Source organism: Streptomyces sp. NPDC088252 (assembly GCF_044740965.1).
GTDB lineage: Bacteria > Actinomycetota > Actinomycetes > Streptomycetales > Streptomycetaceae > Streptomyces.
In genome coordinates, this window is the sequence record NZ_JBIURS010000052.1 from 1 (window position 1) to 17,612 (window position 17,612).

Sequence of the window (17,612 nt, forward strand, 5' to 3'; positions counted from 1 at the left end):
CTCTCCCCGATGGAATTCGAACAGCACCACCACAAGACAGCTAAACTCTCACTCGCAGCATGAACCCCTGTGTCCACACTCCGGGGGTCACCTCATCCAAAGTGCATGCCTCCAATGTGCACCATCCGCGCAGAAACCGTCCGCCTCCTGGGTGCACCCCGCCGTCGGACCGGGTGTGCCCGCACCGATCAGCCGGGCCGTCCCAGTACCAAGGGACCATGAAGCCGACCATACTCCCCCCGACCGCGCCGCACGCGGTCCGCCTCCTCCCTGATCTGAGGACGCCTCACCCGCAGGTAGTCGTTGAGGGTGGTGTAGGCGACGGCAGTGAAGCCGTACTCGTCGCGCAGCCGGTCCAGGATCCGCTTGTCGGTGTGCCGCTGCTTCGGCGGCGCCGTGAGATCCGACCGCAGCATCTCGTCGATCCAGCCCTTGGCCGGATCCAGCGCCGAACGGCGCGTCACAGGCTCTTTCCGCTGAGGCGGCAACGCACTGTCCAAGGCCTGGCGGCTCTCGCCCAGTGGGTGGAGCGCGAAGGTGTGGACAGGCCGGTGCCGCGCGAGCACAGTGAGCAGATCACGGTCGACGACGAAACGGGCCCCGGGAACAGCAGGGGGCCTGGAGTCCCTCCCATCTCCGAGGCGTGTTTGGCGACAGTGTCGGCGCAGGGGGCGCTCGGCCCTACTCGATCGCCTGGAGCAGGGTGCGCAGGGCGTGGTCGAGGGTTTCGCGTTCGTCGGGGGTGAGGGCGGAGAGGAGGCGGGATTCGTTGGCGGCGTGGTCGGTGACCGCAGCGTCGACGACTCTGTGGCCACGGCCGGTGAGCGCGACATGGAAGCTGCGGCGGTCGGTGGGATCGAGGCGGCGTTCCACCAGGCCGTCCGCCTCCAGGCGGTCCAGGCGGTTGGTCATGCCGGCACGGGAGAGCATCAGGGTCTTCGCGAGGGCGGACGGGATCAGGGTGTACGGGGGCCCGGAGCGGCGCAGCGCGGCCAGGACGTCGAACTCGCCGCGGCGCAGGCCGTGTCGGGCGAAGACTCCTTCGAGGGCGGGGGTGAGGAGGAGCGTGAGCTGACCCAGCCGTCCGAAGATCCCCATCGCCGACAGGTCCAGATCCGGCCGTTCCTCGTGCCACTGGTCGAGGATCTGATCGACCGCATCTCTGGGGTTCCGGCGCGTCTCGGCAGCCGCACTCTGGTTGGTCACGTCTCCCTTGGTCACGTCTCCCTTGGTCACGCCTCCATCTTATTCGACGACTGATAGTTAGATGTCGTACTATTCGACGTGGAACCACTTCTGTCGATCTCGATCCCGGCTTGCGTCCGGGGCCGGATGCGGTTCTACGAATGGAGGGGCGTATGTCCTTGATCACTCCCAATGTCCAGGGCGGAATTCTGGTCCGGGATGCCGAGGCCGAGGTGCTGGGCAGCACTGACAGCACCGTGCGGCTCTTTGCCGACGCCAGCACCACCGGCGGGGCCCTGAGCGCCCAACGGGTGACCCTGACCGCGGGCACCGACGGAGCCTCACCGCACCGCCACATCGGATCCGCCGAGCTCTTCTTCGTACTCGGCGGCCGGCTCCAGGCGCTGACCGGGGACAGTGTGATCACCGCGGACGAAGGAGACTTCCTCCTCGTGCCACCAGGACTGCCGCACGCATTCGCCGCCGAACCCGATGCGGATGCCGACGTACTGATCGTCATCACCCCCGGCGTCGAGCGCTTCGACTACTTCCGGCTGCTGGACCGTGTCCGCAAGGGCGCGGCCGATCCCCAGGAAGTCCTGGATTCGCAAGAGCGCTTCGACAACTTCTTCATGGAGAGTGCCGCGTGGCGGCGGGCCCGTCAGCGTTACTGATCGCCCGTCGTCTCGGTTCGAGGGGCACGTCGTTCGTCGAGCGCGACGATGGCGCCCCGCCCGGCGAGTTCTTCGCAGAGCCCCACGTTTCATGGTGCAGGGCGGCGATCACGGTGGCCGCGGCGTCGAGGTGGCCCTGGAGCTGAGTCCACTCGCGTTTCAGGTCCTTCATCTGGCCACGCAGGTCGCCGAGTTCCGTCTCCCGGCGGGCCTCGCCGGCGATGCGGGCTCCAGCTTTCCGGCGCGTCACCAATCGGGGGCGGAGACCTGTCCCCGTCCCGGCGAAGCCCAGGCCCTCCCGCCTGTATACGCTCGCATCGACAGGGGAAGACGAGGGAGAAGAGGCTCATGGCTACGGAAGAGGTCTTGGTTATTGGCGCCGGGGCGGTGGGGGCCTCGGTGGCTTATCACCTCGCCGAACTGGGGCACGATCGGGTGACGGTGCTCGACACTCGTGACCGCGGTGCGCTGCCCGGTTCGACCGGCCTTGCCCCCGGTTTCGTCGGTCAGCTCAGCGCCACCCCGGAACTGGCCGTGCTGGCCAAGGACAGTGTCGCCACGTACCGCGCGCTATCGCAGGCCACGCCGGCGCCCGTCTTCTGGCAGGTCGGCTGCCTGGAGATTGCGACCAGCCCCGCCCGCCTGGAACAGGCCCATCAGGATGTCGAGGACGGCCGCGGCCTGGGCATCGAGGCACGGTTGCTCGACGCGGCCGAAGCGGTGGCGCTGGCCCCCGCGCTGGTCAATGCTGAGCGGGCACTGGGCGCACTGCACATCCCCTCCGACGGAGCCGCTGACCCGGCCGCGCTCACCCACGCTCTGGTCGACGCGGCCGAACGGAGCGGGGCCCGTTTTCGCTGGAATACACCAGTCCTGGCTCTGGAGACCGCGCAAGGCAGGGTCATCGGCGTCCGCGCGGGCAAGGACGGTGAGCTGCTGAGAGCCGACCAGGTCGTGCTGGCCACCGGCATCTGGGGCCCGGTACTGGCAGCGCATGCCGGAGTGCGGCTGCCCATGGTCGACGTCCAGCACCCTTACGTGTTCACCGCCGAACTGCCCGGACTCGACGAGACCCCCATCGACACACCGATCGTCCGTTACCCCGACCACGCGGTCTACACCCGCCGCCACGGCCGCCGCTACGGACTGGGCAGCTACGCCCACGCCGCGCTCCCGCTCACTCCGTCCCCGGCACTCACATCGGCCGAACTTCCCTTCCAGGAAGCAGCCTTCGGCACCGCCATCGCTGAGGCCACCGCCCTGGTCCCGGCCTTCCGACAGGTACCCCAGGGACGAAGGCTCAACGGTGTGTTCGCCCTGACCCCTGATGAACTCCCCCTGGTCGGCCCCGCTGCCGGGGTACCCGGCCTGTGGTTCGCGGAAGCTTCCTGGGTCACCCATGCCGGCGGCGTCGGCCGACAACTCGCGAACATGCTCCTCGAAACCGGCAACCTCCTCGTCGCCCCCGATCGCCTGTCACCCGGCCGCTTCGCCCCCTGGAGCGACGAGAAGATCCGCGAGACCGCGCTCGGCCACTACCGAGGCATCTACGACGCACACTGAAGCCTTTTCTAACCTCGCGTTGATGCGTGGTGAAGGACAAGGACGGCCTTCACGATGTCGGTGATCCGGTTGGTGCTGCAGCGGAGCTTCCGCAGGAGGCGCCAGCCCTTGAGAGTCGCCATAGCTTGCTCGCCGAGGCAGCGGATCTTGGCGTGGCTGCTGTTGTGATGACGCTTCCATCTCTTCAGGCGGCGGCCCCGGAACGGGCCCGACTGCCCCTGCTTCTGTCGTCCCGCTGCGACGGGACAACGGTGCGGGCCTCACACCCGCACGCGGATCACAGCGCCTCGTGGCGCACGGTCTTCCACCTCCACTCGAACCAACAGCGCCTCACGGCGCAAGCGGAACGTGTGCCAGAACCCGAGAACGAGAGGCATCCCGTCCCTGGCAGGCGTGGCTGTAGGCCCCGGCCCCGTTGATGAGGGTGGGACCCGGGCCGGTGGCTTGATCGGTCTGCGAGTCTTGATCGCTGCCGAGCCTGCTGATTAGGTGGCTGGCATGACTGAGCTCGGACCCGTCGCCTGGCCACCTGCCGCACCGGCTGGTCGGGCCCCAACGCCCTTGCCGCTCCAAAGCCTGCAAGCCTCCTGCAGCGGCGCCATCCCCCATCGGCCTTGGTGCGGCTTGATCGTCTTGCCCGCCACGAAGGTGCGGGAGATGCGGCGTACGGCAGCAGCCTCCGGATGGTGGCCCCGCCGACGGGGGTGCGGCGAGGCCGGGTCCAACGTAACAGGGGCGGGCGGTTCCGGGCAGGGTTTCGGGGGTGGGTGACCTGTTATGGGGTGGTTCGGCGTGCCATTCACATCCGGTATTCGAACAGACGTAGCATTAGCGTGCGCCCAAGACCACCGCCTTCGATTTCCCCCAGGATTTGCGCGACGCCCAGATCTCCCTGCACGAGACCCGCGCCGCCTACGCGCAGTACGCCAAGACATTGCCGTGGTCGGCCGAGCCGATCCCCGGCTGGGAGGGCGAGAAGCAACTCCACTCCGAGTACCGGTCCGGCAAGGCAGACAGTCCGGGGTACACGGAGGAGCAGACCGCTAAAGTCGCCGTTTTCCAGGCGCGGCTGCTGGAGCTCAGCATCACCGTGTCCACGCATCCCTTCTGGGATTCCGTTGACGTCGGCGACCGTGTCGAGGCCCGCATGGCGCTCAAGCACGCCCACGAGCCGGCCGAGGCGTAGCCATGCCTGGCGGCGACATATCCGACCTGGACAAGAACCGGGCCTTGGCCGACTGGCTGCGCTACCAGCTGCGGCAGGCCGAGAACCGGGTCCGCGAGCTTGAGGCCAAGGAACTACAGGAGCAGCGCGCCCGGGAGCCACCGCGGCGGGGGCAAATGCCCGCTGCGAGATCTCTGTCGTGGATCGCTAACCGGGTGTGGCTCGATCGGAGGTGAGTTCACAGTGCCGTCGTTCACTTCGTCAGTGTCGGATCAGGCCCGTGCGTTTGACGGTTGCCAGCAGCGGGGTGGTGTCGATGGCGGTGACCGTCTCCAAGGGACCGATGACGTCGGTGAGGAAGGTGTACAGGGCGTCGAGGTTCGCGGCGGCGACGGCGACGACCAGGTTGGCGGGCCCGGTGGTGGCGGCGCAGAACCGGACGTGCGCATGGGCGCTCAGGGTCTTCGCGGTCTCCTGCAGTGCACCCGGCCGTACCGAGATCCACAGCAATGCCTCGGTCTGCGCGCCGAGCAGTGCGAGATCGAGCTCGGTGGCCAGGCGCAGCACCTGGCTCTTCATCAGGGCTTCGAGCCGTCGGCGGGCGGTGAGCGCGGTGGTGCCGGCGCGGCGGGCCAGGTCCGTGTAGGTGGCCCGGCCGTCCTCGGTCAGCCCGGCGATCAGCGCGGGGTCGATGTCAAGAGACGTGTACGGCGGTGCCGACGTCGTCGGTGGCGCGGAGTCGGGGGCGAGTTCGGCCAGTTCTGCGGGTGAGAGGAGGCCGGCGGTCCAGCGGAACGCGGTGGGGAAGACGCGCAACAGGGTGTGGGCGGTCCAGGTGCCGACGGCGTCGGTGGCGGGCAGGTCGCGCAGCAGCAGGTTGTTGCGGGCCTCCGCACCTTCCAGGAAGAAGATCGTGGAGATTTCGTCGCCGCCGCCGAGGATGTCGACCCAGACGGTGTCGGTGCGGCGGGCCAGTGCCTGGGCGACCTGACGGATCTTGTTGGGGCGGCAGCGGATACGCAGAGCGATGGGGATCAGGTGCGGGAAGCGAGCCGGGTTGCGGACGACGGTCGCGCGCAGGGTGCCATCGGCGTAGAGCAGGGCGACACGGCGTACGACGGTGCGCTCGGACAGCCCCAGACAGCGGGCCACCTCACGCCAGGAGGCACGCGGCGAGGCGACCAGGGCGGCCGCGATCCGCCGATCGGTTTCATCGAGCACCTGTCGCATGATCCGCATGATAGGCCGGGATGCTGGCGTACTTTCTGCGCAGGAGCCTTCAGCTTGGCAGTGAATCCAAGCATCCCTCCTACAACAGTGTCGTCGCCGGACAACTCGTTCGGGATCCGGCGCCTTCGCGATGAGGGAGAAGACGATGACTGATCAAGGAGCCGACCTGCTGATTCGCGCTGGCGCGGTGCATACCCTGGTGCCCGGTCAGGCTGTGCAGCGGGCAGTGGCTGTGCGCGGCGACCGTATTGCGGCCGTGTCCACCGACTCCCACGGCCTCGACCATCTGGTGGGCGCGGACACGCAGATCCATGACCTGCCCGGCGCCACCGTGCTGCCGGCCTTCGACGACACCCACACCCATCTGATCTTCGCGGCGCTCGGTGCCCATGACGTCCCCGTCCACCGGGCCCGGAATATCCCCGAGTTCCTCGACCTGATCCGGCAGCGGGCCGCCGTCACCCCCGAGGGCGAGTGGATCCGCACCACCACCAACTGGCAGGAACTCAATCTGGCTGAGTGCCGCATGCCCACCGCGGCCGAACTCGACCAGGCCACCGACCGGCATCCGCTCCTCGTCAAGCGCGGCGGCCACAACGACGTCGTCAACACCTACGCGCTGCGTCTGGCGGGCATCACCGAGGACACCGCCGTGCCGCCGGGTGGCACGATCGGCCGCGGCGCCGACGGCAGGCTCGACGGCCAGCTGATCGACAACGCCCTGCACCTGGTGGAGCATCTGGTCCCGGCCCCGGACCGGGCCGAGCGCATCGACGGACTGCGCCTGGCCACCTGCGGCTACGCCGCCACCGGCATCGGGACCGTACGCGACTGCGCGGTCACCCCCGAGGACTACGCAGGGCTGCTGGCCGCCCGTGAGGCGGGGGCGCTCAGCACCCGGGTGCGGGCGCTGATCTCGGCCCTCGGATTGACCAGCGCCGCCCAGGTGGAGGACCTGCTCGACGTCATGGAGGAGTGGCGTGACGACTCCGACCCGTGGCTGTCGGTGTGGGGTGTGAAGTTCGGCCTCGACGGCGGCCTGGAGGCCGGGGCCACCGAGGAGCCGTACGCCTGCGACCACGCCTTCTCCGGGATGCTGATCTGGGAGCCGGACGCGCTGGTCGAGGCGGTCGAGGCCGTGGTCCGGCGCGGCTGGCGGGTCGGTACCCACGCCTATGGCGACCGCGCGGTGCGCACCCTTCTGGACGTCTACGAACGCGTCCTTGAGGGCAATCCCGGTCTGCCCGCCGGCACGCTGGTGATGGAGCACGGCGGCCTGGCCGGACCCGAACAGCAGGCCCGTGCCGTCGCGTTGGGCATTCCGGTCACCATCCAGCAGCCGCTGCTGCACGACACCGCCGAGGTCGAGGAGGGCTTCTGGGGCCCCGAACGCGTCGCCCGGCTGTTTCCCGCCCGCGGCTGGATCGACCTGGGCGCCGAGGTCGGCGCCGGATCCGACTTCCCCGTCGGCCAGTTCGGTGCCATGCGCTCCATCTGGGGCATGACCACCCGGCAGACCGTCATCGGGGTCAAGGGTCCCGAGCACGCCATCACCTACGACGAAGCCCTCACCCTGCACACCGCGGGCGCCGCCCGCCTGACCGGCGAGGAACACCTGCGCGGCACCCTCACTCCGGGCCGCCTGGCCGACCTCACCGTCTGGGACCGGGATCCCGCCCAGTGCACGGGTGACGCGCTGCGTGATCTCAGCCCCACGCACACCTTCGTCGGCGGCCTCCTGGTCACCCCGACCGGCACGCGGTAATCAGTCCACTCAGCCGTGACTGGCTCATTCCTGGTGGCGCAAGCAGCCGCTGAGATGGACCTCTTGGCAGCCGCTCCCGAAAGGTGTCGATGACCATGCCGCGTACCCGTTCGTTCGTGCAGGTCGACGTGTTTCCCACGAGCCCCTACTCCGGCAATCCGGTCGCGGTCGTCCTGGACGGGACGGACCTGAGCGATGAGCAGATGCAGCAACTGGCGCGCTGGACGAATCTGTCCGAGACCACGTTCGCCCTGCCGCCCACCGTCCCCAAGGCGGACTACCGGCTGCGGATCTTCACCCCTGGGGGCGAACTGCCGTTCGCCGGGCACCCCACCCTCGGATCCGCACGTGCCTGGCTGGACGGCGGCGGCACCCCGCAGCACGCCGAGCACCTCGTGCAGGAGTGCGCCGCCGGCCTGGTCACCGTGCGCCGGGGCGAGGACACGTTGGCCTTCGCCGCCCCGCCCCGGGTACGTACCGGGGTGCTCGACGACGACTATCTGCAGCGGATTGTGGCCGCGTTCGGCATCACTCGGGAGCGGGTCGTGGCTCATCAGTGGGTCGACAACGGTCCCGGCTGGGCCGTGCTCCAGCTGCCCACCGCCGAGGAGGTCCTCGCCCTCGAACCCGACCTGGCTCTGATCCCGGACGCGATGGTCGGCGCGATCGGCGCCTGGCCCGAGGGATCCGAGTACGCCTTCGAGCTGCGCGCCTTCGCCCCGGGGGCCGGCGTGCCCGAGGACCCCGCGTGCGGCAGCATGAACGCCGCCGTCGGGCAGTGGCTCACCTCCACCGGCGCCGCCCCCTCCGCCTACCGGGTCTCCCAGGGCGCGAGGGTGGGACGGGCCGCCAGGACCGAGGTCACCGCCGATGCGGACGGCACGGTCTGGGTCAGCGGCGCCGCCGTCATCTGCATCCGCGGCACCATCACCCTCTGACCGCCGCACCGTCATGGAGTGTCAGGGGAGAGCGTCTTCATGGTGACGTAGCTGGTCACCGTGGCCACGCCGGGCAGGGCTGCCAGCTGGTTGGCGTGGAAGTCCTCGTAGGCGGACAGGTCGGCGACCTCGACCTGGAGCAGGTAGTCGAAGTTGCCGGTGATGTGGTGGCTGGCGATCACCTCGGGCAGCTGAGTGATCCCGCGTTCGAAGGCGACCACGTCCGCGCGGGTGTGCCGCATCAGCCGGACCCCGGCGAACACCCGCAGGCTGCGGCCGACCGCGGCGGGATCGATCAGCGTCCGGTAACCGCGGATGACGCCGACTTCCTCTAGCTGGCGCACGCGTCGCAGGCAGGGTGAGGGCGACAGCCCGACCCGGGCGGCCAGCTCGTTGTTGCTGATGCGGCCGTTGTTTTCGAGCACAGCCAGGATTGACCGGTCCACCTAGTCCATGGTGGCAGATTATTGCGTCTGGCATCCAAGTACCACAATCGTGAACCCGCGGTGCGCGCAATTTGCTGCCAAAGTTGCCAAGATCCGGCCACATCGGGGCGATGGTCGGCCACGCTTCATGGCGTCGTAACCGACGTCTATGGAAGGGCAGCCATGCCGGGCAAGAGCACCATCACCGTCCACGCCGATCGCGAGATCCATCCCACTCGCGCCGTGGCACCGCCCATCTACCAGTCGGCGGCGTTCTGGGCCGAGGACGGCGAGACGTTCGCACGCGGCGCCGTCGAACCGCGCGGCAAGGACTTCTACACCCGCTTCGGCAACCCCAACCACGCCCAGGTCGCGGCGGTCATAGCGGAGTTGGAGGGCACCGAGGCGGCCATGGTCACCGCGTCCGGGATGGCCGCGCTCACCACCGCCGTCCTCGCCCTGGTCTCCGCCGGTGACCACGTCATCGGGCAGAAGTCCACCTACGGCGGCACCGGCTCGGTCCTGCTGAACCTGCTCCCGCGTCTCGGCGTGTCCACCACCCAGGTCGACCAGACCGACCCGGAGGCGTTCGCGAAGGCCCTGACCCCCCAGACCCGCCTGATCCTGGTGGAGACGCCGAGCAATCCGCTGCTGCAGATCACCGACCTGCGCGCCGTCGCCGACCTCGCCCGTGCGCACGACGTGCTGACCCTGGCAGACAACACCTTCGCCACCCCGCTGAACCAGCGGCCGACAGAGTTCGGTATCGACCTGGTCTGGCACAGCGCGACCAAGTACCTCAACGGCCACTCCGACGTCAGTGCCGGAGTGATCGCCGGGCCCGCCGAACTCCTGAACCGGATCTGGGACGTCGGCCTCCTCACCGGCGCCACCCTCGGCCCCATCGACGCCTGGCTGCTGCTGCGCGGCATACGCACCCTGCCCCTGCGCGTACCACGGCACAACGCCAACGGACTGGCCCTCGCCGAGGCGCTCAGCGGGCATCCGGCCGTCGCGAAGGTCCACTATCCCGGCCTGGCGACCCACCCGCAGCACAAGCTGGCCGCCGAGCAGATGAGCGGCTTCGGAGGGGTGCTCGGCATCGAGTTCACCGGCGGCTTCGAGACGGCCGACGCCTTCCTCGGCAAGCTGCGCTACCCCCTGCGGTCGGCCAGCCTCGGCGGCGTGGAGTCCCTGGCCGTGCACCCGGCGTCCATGTGGTGCGGGATGCTCAGCGAGGACCAGATCGCCGAGTCGGTACCGCTGGGCCTGGTCCGGCTGGCCGCCGGCACCGAGGACACCGCCGACCTGGTCGCCGACGCGCTCGCCGCCGCCGACGCCGTCCACACCACGGCAGCGACTGCCTGAACCACCCGGAGAGCGCCGGTCACACGGTGCGGCGACGCCATCCACGGGTGTGCCCACGTGACCGGCGCGGTTCTCGACACCACCGGCCCCTGCGCCCAGCAGCTCAATGAAGAGGTGCACCTCCATGCCCAACCCGCAGAATCATCGCCTCGCCGACCCCACACCCGCTCAAGCAGCCGCCGCCGATTCGCCCCGCAGCGGCACTCCGCTCTCTCGGGGGCTCAAGCAGCGTCACCTGTCGACGATCGCCCTCGGCGGTGTCATAGGCGCGGGGCTGTTCGTCGGCTCCGGTGCCGGTATCGCGGCGGCAGGGCCGTCGATCGTCGTCGCCTACGCCCTCTCAGGTGTGCTCGTCATGCTGGTGATGCGTAAGCTCGGCGAGATGCCGGCGGCCAACCCGGCCTCCGGCTCGTTCTCGGTCCACGCCGAGCGGGCCATCGGCCCCTGGGCCGGCTTCACCGCCGGCTGGATGTTCTGGACGCTGCTGTGCGTGGGCGTCGCCGCCGAGGCGATCGGCGCCGCGTCCATCATGACCGGCTGGTTCCCGCAGACCTCGTCCTGGATGTGGGTCCTGCTCTTCATGGCCGCGTTCTGCGGCACGAACCTCGCGGCTGTGGGCAACTTCGGTGAGTTCGAATTCTGGTTCGCGGCACTGAAGGTCGGCGCGATCTCCCTCTTCCTCGTGCTCGGCGCTCTCGCCATCTTCGACGTCCTGCCCGGCACCCACGCCCCCTGAGCAGCAAACCTCACCGGAGACGGCGGCTTCCTGCCCCACGGCACGAACGGCCTGGTCATCGGCCTGCTCGCCTCGGTCTTCGCCTACGGCGGCCTTGAGACGGTCACCATCGCCGCCGCCGAGTCCGAACACCCGGTGCGCGGCGTCGCCACCGCCGTGCGCACCGCGATGTGGCGGATCGCCGTCTTCTACGTCGGATCCATGCTGATCGTCACGCTGATCCCCTGGAGCGACCCCGCCGTCACCAGAAGCGGCCCGTACGTGGCCGTCCTCGACCACCTCGACATCCCCGCCGCCAGCCAGCTCATGAACGTCATCGTGCTCATCGCCCTGCTGTCCGCGATGAACGCTAACATCTACGGCTCCTCCCGCATGGCGTACTCCCTCATCGCCCGCGGACAGGGCCCGAAAGCCCTCGGCAAGGTCTCCGGCGGAGTGCCACGGCGCGCGGTGATCGCCTCCTCCGCCTTCGGCTTCGTGGCGGTACTGCTCAGCTACTGGTGGCCGGAGACCGTCTTCACCTGGCTGCTCAACATGGTCGGCGCGGCCGTGCTGGTGGTGTGGGGCCTCATCGCCGCCGCCCAGCTGCGGATGCGCCGGAAGCTGGAGCGGGAGGCACCCGAGAAGCTGGTCGTGAAGATGTGGGCCTTCCCCGTCCTGACCTGGCTGGCGCTAGCCGGAGTGCTGGCGATCCTCGCCCTCATGGCCCGCCAAACCGACACCCGCGTGCAGCTTGTACTTCACCGGCGGCCTGGCCCTGGCACTCGCCTTCGTCGGCTACCTGCGGCAGAAGGCCCTGACCGCCCGCGCCTGATCTACGCGTCCGTAAGCGGCACCGCGGCGGCCGCCAGCACCTGATCTTGATCAATCCGTAAACGTCTGTGAAGGAGTTCACCCAATGAAAACCCTGCTCACCGCCGGCACCGTGGTCAGCATGGACCCGTCTGTCGGCGATTTCGCCAGCGGTGACGTGCTCATCGAGGACGGCGTGATCGTCGAGGTCGCCGCACGGATCGACGCCCCGGACGCCGAGGTGATCGACGCGACCGACCGGATCGTCATGCCCGGCTTCGTCGACAACCACCGCCACACCTGGCAGACCGCGTTCCGAGGCATCGGCGCGGACTGGACCTTCCCCGAGTGGGCGGTGGCCATGCACGGCACGGTCAAACCCCACTACCAGCCCGAGGACGTCTACGCGGGCACCCTCCTCGGCCGCCTGGAGGCCCTGCACTCCGGCGTGACCACGATGCTGGACTGGTACCACGTCGCCCAGACCCCCGAGCACGAGGACGCCGCCGTCGCCGCGCTGCGCGACGCGCCAGGCCGGTCGATCTTCTGCCTCGGCGCCGGATGGGGCACCCCCGACCCCGTCGACGCCTCCATCCGCCGCGTCCGCACCGACCTGAACGGCGACGGCCTGGTCACCATGGTCTGGGGGCTGCGCGGCGCCGAGGCCACCGGCATGGACACCGTCGCCCGGGAGCTGAAACTGGCCGCCGAACTCGGCCTGCGCACCAGCCTGCACGTGGACGTCACAGCCGGGGCCGTCGCCGATCTGCGCGAGCACGGCCTGCTCCGGGACACCACCACCTTCGTGCACGGCAACGCGCTCAGCGACGACGAACTGCGCATGCTCGCCGACGCGGGCAGCTCCATCTCGATCAGCCCGGACGTCGAGCTGAAGATGGGCTTCGGATCGCCGATGACCGGCCGGGCGCTGGCCGCCGGCCTGCGCCCGACACTCTCCGTCGACGACGTCCCCTCCGCCGGCGGCGACATGTTCTCCACCATGCGGACCGCCTTCGCCGTCCAGCGCGGCCTGGACGGCGGCCTGCACTCCCGCGACCTGCTCGCCTTCACCACCATCGACGCCGCCGCCTCGTGCGGACTCGACGCCCGAATGGGCAGCCTCACCCCCGGCAAGGACGCCGACATCATCCTGCTACGCGCCGACGACCTCACCGTCTTCCCCGTCACCGACGCGGCCGCCACCATCGTCAGCGCCGGCCACCCCGGCCTGGTCGACACCGTCCTCGCCGCCGGACGCGTCGTCAAATGCAACGGCGTGCTGGTGGACGTCGATCTGGCGGCCATGAGGACCCGACTGATCGAATCCCGCAACCGGATCGCAGCCGCCGCCAGCGTCCCGCTCGACGGCACCTGGCGCCCCGAGCCGGCACCAGAGCAGGCACACCCGGCGTCGAGAACCTCTGCGTCGCCTCTGCCTCCACAGCCGTGGGGCCAGGGGCGTGGACGCGGCGCGCACCGCAGTGCGCTCCTCTGCTGCCGGGGCGCACTGGTGCCGAGAACTCAGTTGTCGAACGGCGGCACGTCGCCCAGTGTGAGGTCTTCTCGAAGCCGCAGGAAGCGCACCGGGTGACGGTAACGGCCCTCGTCGACGGCGGTATCGAACTCGGCCACCAGGACGCAACGCACCGGGTGGTACTCCAGCTCGCCGCGAGTGCCCCTGCCCGCACCGAAGTGGCGCCCCTGCCAGGGGTGATCGGTGTCAGCCTGGTGCAGCCGCGGTGCGAGGTCGCGGCGTACGGCGGTGGAAAGGGACGCAGTGCGCGCGATCAGCCGCATGTGCCCAAGGGCGTCGTACCGGCCCAGGAGCAGCGTGGCCGGCGAGGCCAGGGCGCCGGTGACGCCGCCGATCAGCCCTTCGGCGGTGGTGTGGGAGCACTGGTGGAGTGTCGGTACTCGAGAGTTGCAGTATTCGCCCGCGGGGCGAGCAGCTCCGCACCCGGCCCGGTCACGTCAGCGGTGGCAAGGCGTACAGCTCTCGCCCAACAGGCGCTGTCCGCGAAGACGCCGGATGTCTGCCAGAGGGCACGCCGAACCTGCTGGCGTTCAACAAGGCGTCGACCGGCTGACCATCTCCCCACAGAAGGCCGTGCTGTTCGTCGTCGGCACTCAAGGCCAGGCACATTTCAGCCTGCAGAGCCGAGACAGGAGAACTCCGTCGTCGCTAGTGGCCCGTCTCGCATCGTTAGCCGGGTAATCGAGGGGCGGTGTGGTGGTCAACAGACTGTCTCCAGAACCTGATCTTGGAGGTGGTCGTGAGACGTCGACCGAGCGTGTTCGTCCGGCCGGTCAGCGTGGACGAGGGCCGGAAGCTGCAACGGATCAGCCGCACCGCGAAGACCCGGTGCGGTTGCGGAGGGCGATTGTGGTGCTGATGTCCGCCCAGGGCCAGACCGTCAAGGACATCACCTCGCTGATGCAGGTCGGCGAGGACTACGTCCGTGAGGTGATCCACGCCTTCAACGGACGGGGGTTCGATGCGCTGGACCCAAAATGGAGCGGGGGGCGCCCGAAAACGGTCAGTGAGCGGGTGCGTGAGAACATCCGCCTGATCGCCCGGACGTCCCCCGCAGACTGGGGCCTGACCGGCTTCGCCACCTGGAGCCTGTCCAAACTCGCCGAGCACCTGGTCGACCGGCACGTGGTTTCGAAGATCAGCCGGGAGACCCTGCGCCGGATACTGCACGGGGGCAAGGTCTCCTGGCAGACCACCACGACGTGGAAATCATCCACCGACCCGGCCTTCATCGCCAAGATGCACCGAGTCCTGGCCCTGTACGACTCCCCGCCGACCGACGGCCGGGTGATATGCGTCGACGAGTTCGGTCCTCTCAACCTCCAGCCACGCAAGGGCAAAGCCTGGCGCCCGGCGAGCAGACCCCGTCGGCTGCGGGCCACCTACAACCGCTACGGCGGAGTGATGCACATGCTCGCCGCCCTGGACCTGGCCACCGGGACTGCCGCATCCGGCAACGCAAGCGGTGGCGTGAGTTCCTTGGCCTGCTCAAGACCCTGAGGGCCCGCTGGCCCGGGGAGAAGCTGTACATCGTGCTGGACAACTTCTCCCCGCACAAGCACGCCAAGGTCCGCTCCTGGGTCGCCGCCAACGACGTTGAACTCGTCTTCCTGCCGACCTACGGTTCGTGGCTCAACTGGATCGAATCGGAGTTCGCGGCCCTGCGCTGCTTCGCGCTCAACGGCACCGACCACCGCAGCCACCGCGAGCAGAACGCAACCTTCGGCGCCTACGTCCGCTGGCGCAATGCCCGCGCCGATCCGAAGACCAACTTCGCCCCGGACTCACCGATCCGTCAGTGGACCAAATACCCGGCCAAGGCTGCGTGACGAGCCACTAGACGGCCACGAAGCGGCGGTCACCATCCCCCACGACGACGCGCCCGAAGCGCATGCCGGGGAAGTGGGCGGCTACCAGCAGGTCGTCTGTGTCCGCCGCTTGGTCCGCGATCCGGTTGCGCACCGCCGAGGCGGCGACAGGGTCGACGTCCCAGATTACCTCCCAATCCCGTTCGCTGAACTGGACGACGGAATGCACCACGTCCCCCAACAGGACGGCCCTCCGGCCACCGGAGGAGACCACGTACACCGTGGAGCCGGGGGTGTGGCCCGGCACGTGGCGCGCATCGACACCGGGTGCCACTGTGAAGTCCGCGTCGAACAGCTCCAGCCGCGTACCGAGCGGAGTGAGCTTGTCGACAGCGCTCGGCTGCGCGTTGTCGCCGGTGACGAAGTACTCCCAGTCGGCCCGGTGCGCACGGTAGGTCGCCTGGGGGAACACGGCCGCGCCGTTGTGCGTAACCCAGCCAATGTGGTCGAAATGCAGGTGGGTGAGAACGACGTCCGTCACGTCCGCTGGGGTGATTCCGTAGTCGGCCAGAGAGGAGAGCAGGTCCCCTCCCGTGTACCGACCGTCGTCGAACGCGCCCACACCGGTGTCAACGAGTACGGTCCGCTCGCCGGTGCGGACGCAAAAGCCGCCGAGCGGGAGACGCAAGGTGCCGTCCGCTTCCAGATGCTCGGTGTGGCAGGTCCACGGATCCTCCACGCCGGGACGGGACAGAATGTCCGCCGCGACCTCGACCCCCACCCCGTCCCACACCGGCAGAACCTGTATGTCACCGATCTTCACGCGCACTCTCCCGTCTCGAGCAACCGCCTGGTAGCAACCGGCTGCAACCGCCCGAGGCACCAGAACATTCCGGACCCCTCAGCGCTGGATCTGAGCTTCCTCACCATGGGCTCGGCCCTGCCCGCCGCTCCCCATTCCGCCTGCTGTAGTGCATCCACCCCTGGAACTCGACATCCGACTCCAGCGGTCCGACTCGCATCGATTACCCAGCCATCGATGCCAGACGGGCCACTAGCAAGCTCGTGCGTCGTGCTTCTCGCGGTTGGCGAGGACTTGGTCCATGTGAGTCTGCGCCCACTGACGGAGCCCGCGCGTCAGGTGGTGGAGTGAGAGGCCGAGGTCAGTCAGCTCGTAGGTAACGGTGACGGGGACCGTCGGCGTCACAGTGCGGGTGAGCAAGCCGTCGCGTTCGAGGGCTCGTAGGGTCTGAGTCAGCATCTTCTGGCTGACGCCGGCCAGTATCCGGGCGAGCTCCGAGTAGCGCATCGCCTTTGGGACATACGACGCGCCGGGCTGTTCGGACGCGTCACCGCCCAGCGCGCACAGGATCAGGACCACCCACTTGTCCGAGATCCGGTCGAGAAGCTGACGGCTTGGGCATATCGCTAGAAACGCGTTGTACTCCGCCTTGGCCTGCGCCTTCTTGTCGGCCTTCATCGTCGTCACTGAGGTCGCCTCTCACTCTCTGGGGTGGTTACGCACTTCATAGTGCCTACTTCCCGTAAGGAAGTAACTCCCCAACACTGATGCAAGGGGTCGGAGACACCACCCCTGGCAAGAAGCGAAAGGCACTGTGATGAACACGCCCTCCACATCACCTCTTCCGGGCGGAATCTGGACGCTGGGTGACTCGACCGTCACCCGGTTCGGATACGGCGCGATGCAGCTCGCCGGCCCGTGGGTCATGGGTCCGCCCGCCGACCACGACGGCGCCCTGGCCGTCCTGCGCGAGGCAGTCAGTCTCGGGATCACCCACATCGACACCAGCGACGCCTACGGACCACGCATCACGAATGAGCTGATCCGCGAAGCACTGCACCCGTACCCGGAGTCGCTGTTCATCGCCACCAAAGTGGGCGCGACCCGCGACGCACAGGGCGGCTGGCCCACGGCCCGGCGCCCCGAGGACCTGCGCAAGCAGGTCCACGAGAACCTCGAATCCCTCGGCGTCGAGGCTCTCGACCTGGTCAACATGCGGATGGGCGATGCTCAGGGCCCCCAGCCCGGCTCGATCACCGAAGCATTCGAGACGCTTGTCGACCTCCAACGAGAGGGCCTGATCCAACACCTCGGCGTCAGCAATGTCACGCCGGAGCAGGTCGCCGAGGCGCGCGGTATCGCCCCGATCGTGTGCGTGCAAAACATGTACAACCTCGCCCACCGCCATGACGACGACCTCGTAGACCGCCTCGCCGCCGATGGCATCGCCTATGTGCCGTTCTTCCCCTTGGGAGGCTTCACGCCGCTACAGTCCGAGGCCCTCTCGAAGGTCGCGAGTCGGCTGGGGACGACGCAGATGTCGGTCGCGCTGGCTTGGCTGATGCAACGCTCGCCGAACATCCTGCTCATCCCCGGTACGTCGTCCACCGCCCACCTGCGCGAAAAC

General features: G+C 68.9%; 17 protein-coding genes and 2 pseudogenes. 11 read left to right on the forward strand and 8 right to left on the reverse strand.

Annotated features, from left to right (window positions below):
- Positions 1-188: 188 nt before the first annotated feature.
- Positions 189-464 (reverse strand): hypothetical protein, encoded by a 276-nt coding sequence (locus ACIOHC_RS43075; RefSeq protein ID WP_401846879.1) that lies wholly within the window; start codon positions 462-464, stop codon positions 189-191.
- A gap of 217 nt (positions 465-681) precedes the next feature.
- Entirely contained in the window at positions 682-1,236 is a 555-nt protein-coding gene (locus ACIOHC_RS43080) for a MarR family winged helix-turn-helix transcriptional regulator (RefSeq protein ID WP_401846881.1), read from the reverse strand.
- Positions 1,237-1,358: 122 nt separating this feature from the next.
- Between ACIOHC_RS43080 and ACIOHC_RS43085 the strand changes: the two genes are divergently transcribed.
- On the forward strand, positions 1,359-1,859 hold the full coding sequence (locus ACIOHC_RS43085; RefSeq protein ID WP_401846884.1) for a cupin domain-containing protein: 501 nt from the start codon (positions 1,359-1,361) through the stop codon (positions 1,857-1,859).
- Between the two features lie 348 nt (positions 1,860-2,207).
- Positions 2,208-3,422 (forward strand): FAD-dependent oxidoreductase, encoded by a 1,215-nt coding sequence (locus tag ACIOHC_RS43090; protein WP_365689087.1) that lies wholly within the window; start codon positions 2,208-2,210, stop codon positions 3,420-3,422.
- Positions 3,423-3,430: 8 nt separating this feature from the next.
- Here the strand turns inward: ACIOHC_RS43090 and ACIOHC_RS43095 are convergent.
- Positions 3,431-3,625 (reverse strand): annotated as a pseudogene (locus ACIOHC_RS43095) (transposase family protein); the annotation flags it as partial.
- A gap of 668 nt (positions 3,626-4,293) precedes the next feature.
- Between ACIOHC_RS43095 and ACIOHC_RS43100 the strand changes: the two are divergent.
- Positions 4,294-4,608, forward strand: a complete 315-nt coding sequence (locus tag ACIOHC_RS43100) for a hypothetical protein (protein ID WP_351073915.1) — start codon at positions 4,294-4,296, stop codon at positions 4,606-4,608.
- 240 nt (positions 4,609-4,848) lie between these two features.
- On the opposite strand, the gene ACIOHC_RS43105 is transcribed toward ACIOHC_RS43100, so the two are convergent.
- Positions 4,849-5,817: an Lrp/AsnC family transcriptional regulator gene (locus tag ACIOHC_RS43105; RefSeq protein WP_401846886.1), complete on the reverse strand. Its 969-nt coding sequence runs from the start codon at positions 5,815-5,817 to the stop codon at positions 4,849-4,851.
- Between the two features lie 145 nt (positions 5,818-5,962).
- On the opposite strand from ACIOHC_RS43105, the gene ACIOHC_RS43110 reads away from it, so the two are divergent.
- Together ACIOHC_RS43110 and ACIOHC_RS43115 are read left to right on the forward strand one after the other, a co-directional pair.
- Entirely contained in the window at positions 5,963-7,582 is a 1,620-nt protein-coding gene (locus ACIOHC_RS43110) for an amidohydrolase (protein WP_401846889.1), read from the forward strand.
- A 95-nt stretch (positions 7,583-7,677) separates the two neighbouring features.
- A complete protein-coding gene (locus tag ACIOHC_RS43115) occupies positions 7,678-8,520 on the forward strand; it encodes a PhzF family phenazine biosynthesis protein (protein ID WP_401846891.1) in 843 nt (280 codons plus the stop codon).
- Between the two features lie 11 nt (positions 8,521-8,531).
- On the opposite strand, the gene ACIOHC_RS43120 is transcribed toward ACIOHC_RS43115, so the two are convergent.
- Entirely contained in the window at positions 8,532-8,966 is a 435-nt protein-coding gene (locus ACIOHC_RS43120; RefSeq protein ID WP_401846894.1) for an Lrp/AsnC family transcriptional regulator, read from the reverse strand.
- A 162-nt stretch (positions 8,967-9,128) separates the two neighbouring features.
- Between ACIOHC_RS43120 and ACIOHC_RS43125 the strand changes: the two genes are divergently transcribed.
- The 3 genes and pseudogenes from ACIOHC_RS43125 (at position 9,129) to ACIOHC_RS43135 (ending at position 13,432) form a co-directional block, all read left to right on the forward strand.
- Positions 9,129-10,313 carry a trans-sulfuration enzyme family protein gene (locus ACIOHC_RS43125; protein WP_401846896.1) on the forward strand — a complete coding sequence of 395 codons (1,185 nt, stop codon included), beginning with the start codon at positions 9,129-9,131 and terminating at the stop codon, positions 10,311-10,313.
- A gap of 124 nt (positions 10,314-10,437) precedes the next feature.
- Positions 10,438-11,863 (forward strand): annotated as a pseudogene (locus ACIOHC_RS43130) (amino acid permease).
- 84 nt (positions 11,864-11,947) lie between these two features.
- The gene (locus ACIOHC_RS43135) at positions 11,948-13,432 is read left to right on the forward strand and encodes an amidohydrolase family protein (protein WP_401846899.1); all 1,485 of its coding nucleotides are present in this window, start codon (positions 11,948-11,950) and stop codon (positions 13,430-13,432) included.
- Here the strand turns inward: ACIOHC_RS43135 and ACIOHC_RS43140 are convergent.
- On the reverse strand, positions 13,363-13,638 hold the full coding sequence (locus ACIOHC_RS43140) for a hypothetical protein (RefSeq protein ID WP_401846900.1): 276 nt from the start codon (positions 13,636-13,638) through the stop codon (positions 13,363-13,365). The two genes, ACIOHC_RS43135 and ACIOHC_RS43140, sit on opposite strands and share 70 nt — an antisense overlap.
- A 595-nt stretch (positions 13,639-14,233) precedes the next feature.
- Between ACIOHC_RS43140 and ACIOHC_RS43145 the strand changes: the two genes are divergently transcribed.
- A complete protein-coding gene (locus tag ACIOHC_RS43145) occupies positions 14,234-14,875 on the forward strand; it encodes an IS630 family transposase (protein WP_401846903.1) in 642 nt (213 codons plus the stop codon).
- Between the two features lie 32 nt (positions 14,876-14,907).
- Positions 14,908-15,204: a transposase gene (locus tag ACIOHC_RS43150; protein WP_401846905.1), complete on the forward strand. Its 297-nt coding sequence runs from the start codon at positions 14,908-14,910 to the stop codon at positions 15,202-15,204.
- Positions 15,205-15,211: 7 nt separating this feature from the next.
- On the opposite strand, the gene ACIOHC_RS43155 is transcribed toward ACIOHC_RS43150, so the two are convergent.
- Both ACIOHC_RS43155 and ACIOHC_RS43160 read right to left on the reverse strand, forming a co-directional pair.
- Positions 15,212-16,006, reverse strand: coding sequence for an MBL fold metallo-hydrolase (locus ACIOHC_RS43155; protein ID WP_401846907.1), 795 nt, complete (start codon positions 16,004-16,006; stop codon positions 15,212-15,214).
- 231 nt (positions 16,007-16,237) lie between these two features.
- A complete protein-coding gene (locus ACIOHC_RS43160; protein WP_401846912.1) occupies positions 16,238-16,663 on the reverse strand; it encodes a winged helix-turn-helix transcriptional regulator in 426 nt (141 codons plus the stop codon).
- 139 nt (positions 16,664-16,802) lie between these two features.
- Here ACIOHC_RS43160 and ACIOHC_RS43165 point away from each other — a divergent pair.
- Positions 16,803-17,612: aldo/keto reductase family oxidoreductase (locus tag ACIOHC_RS43165; protein ID WP_401846909.1), on the forward strand; the 810-nt coding region annotated here is incomplete at its 3' end.

Coding starts and splice junctions, on each gene's coding strand:
- ACIOHC_RS43085 (WP_401846884.1), top strand. CDS start 1,359: ATGTCCTTGATCACTCCCAATGTCCAGGGCGGAATTCTGGTCCGGGAT.
- ACIOHC_RS43090 (WP_365689087.1), top strand. CDS start 2,208: ATGGCTACGGAAGAGGTCTTGGTTATTGGCGCCGGGGCGGTGGGGGCC.
- ACIOHC_RS43105 (WP_401846886.1), bottom strand. CDS start 5,817: ATGCGACAGGTGCTCGATGAAACCGATCGGCGGATCGCGGCCGCCCTG.
- ACIOHC_RS43110 (WP_401846889.1), top strand. CDS start 5,963: ATGACTGATCAAGGAGCCGACCTGCTGATTCGCGCTGGCGCGGTGCAT.
- ACIOHC_RS43115 (WP_401846891.1), top strand. CDS start 7,678: ATGCCGCGTACCCGTTCGTTCGTGCAGGTCGACGTGTTTCCCACGAGC.
- ACIOHC_RS43125 (WP_401846896.1), top strand. CDS start 9,129: ATGCCGGGCAAGAGCACCATCACCGTCCACGCCGATCGCGAGATCCAT.
- ACIOHC_RS43135 (WP_401846899.1), top strand. CDS start 11,948: ATGAAAACCCTGCTCACCGCCGGCACCGTGGTCAGCATGGACCCGTCT.
- ACIOHC_RS43140 (WP_401846900.1), bottom strand. CDS start 13,638: ATGCGGCTGATCGCGCGCACTGCGTCCCTTTCCACCGCCGTACGCCGC.
- ACIOHC_RS43145 (WP_401846903.1), top strand. CDS start 14,234: ATGTCCGCCCAGGGCCAGACCGTCAAGGACATCACCTCGCTGATGCAG.
- ACIOHC_RS43160 (WP_401846912.1), bottom strand. CDS start 16,663: ATGAAGGCCGACAAGAAGGCGCAGGCCAAGGCGGAGTACAACGCGTTT.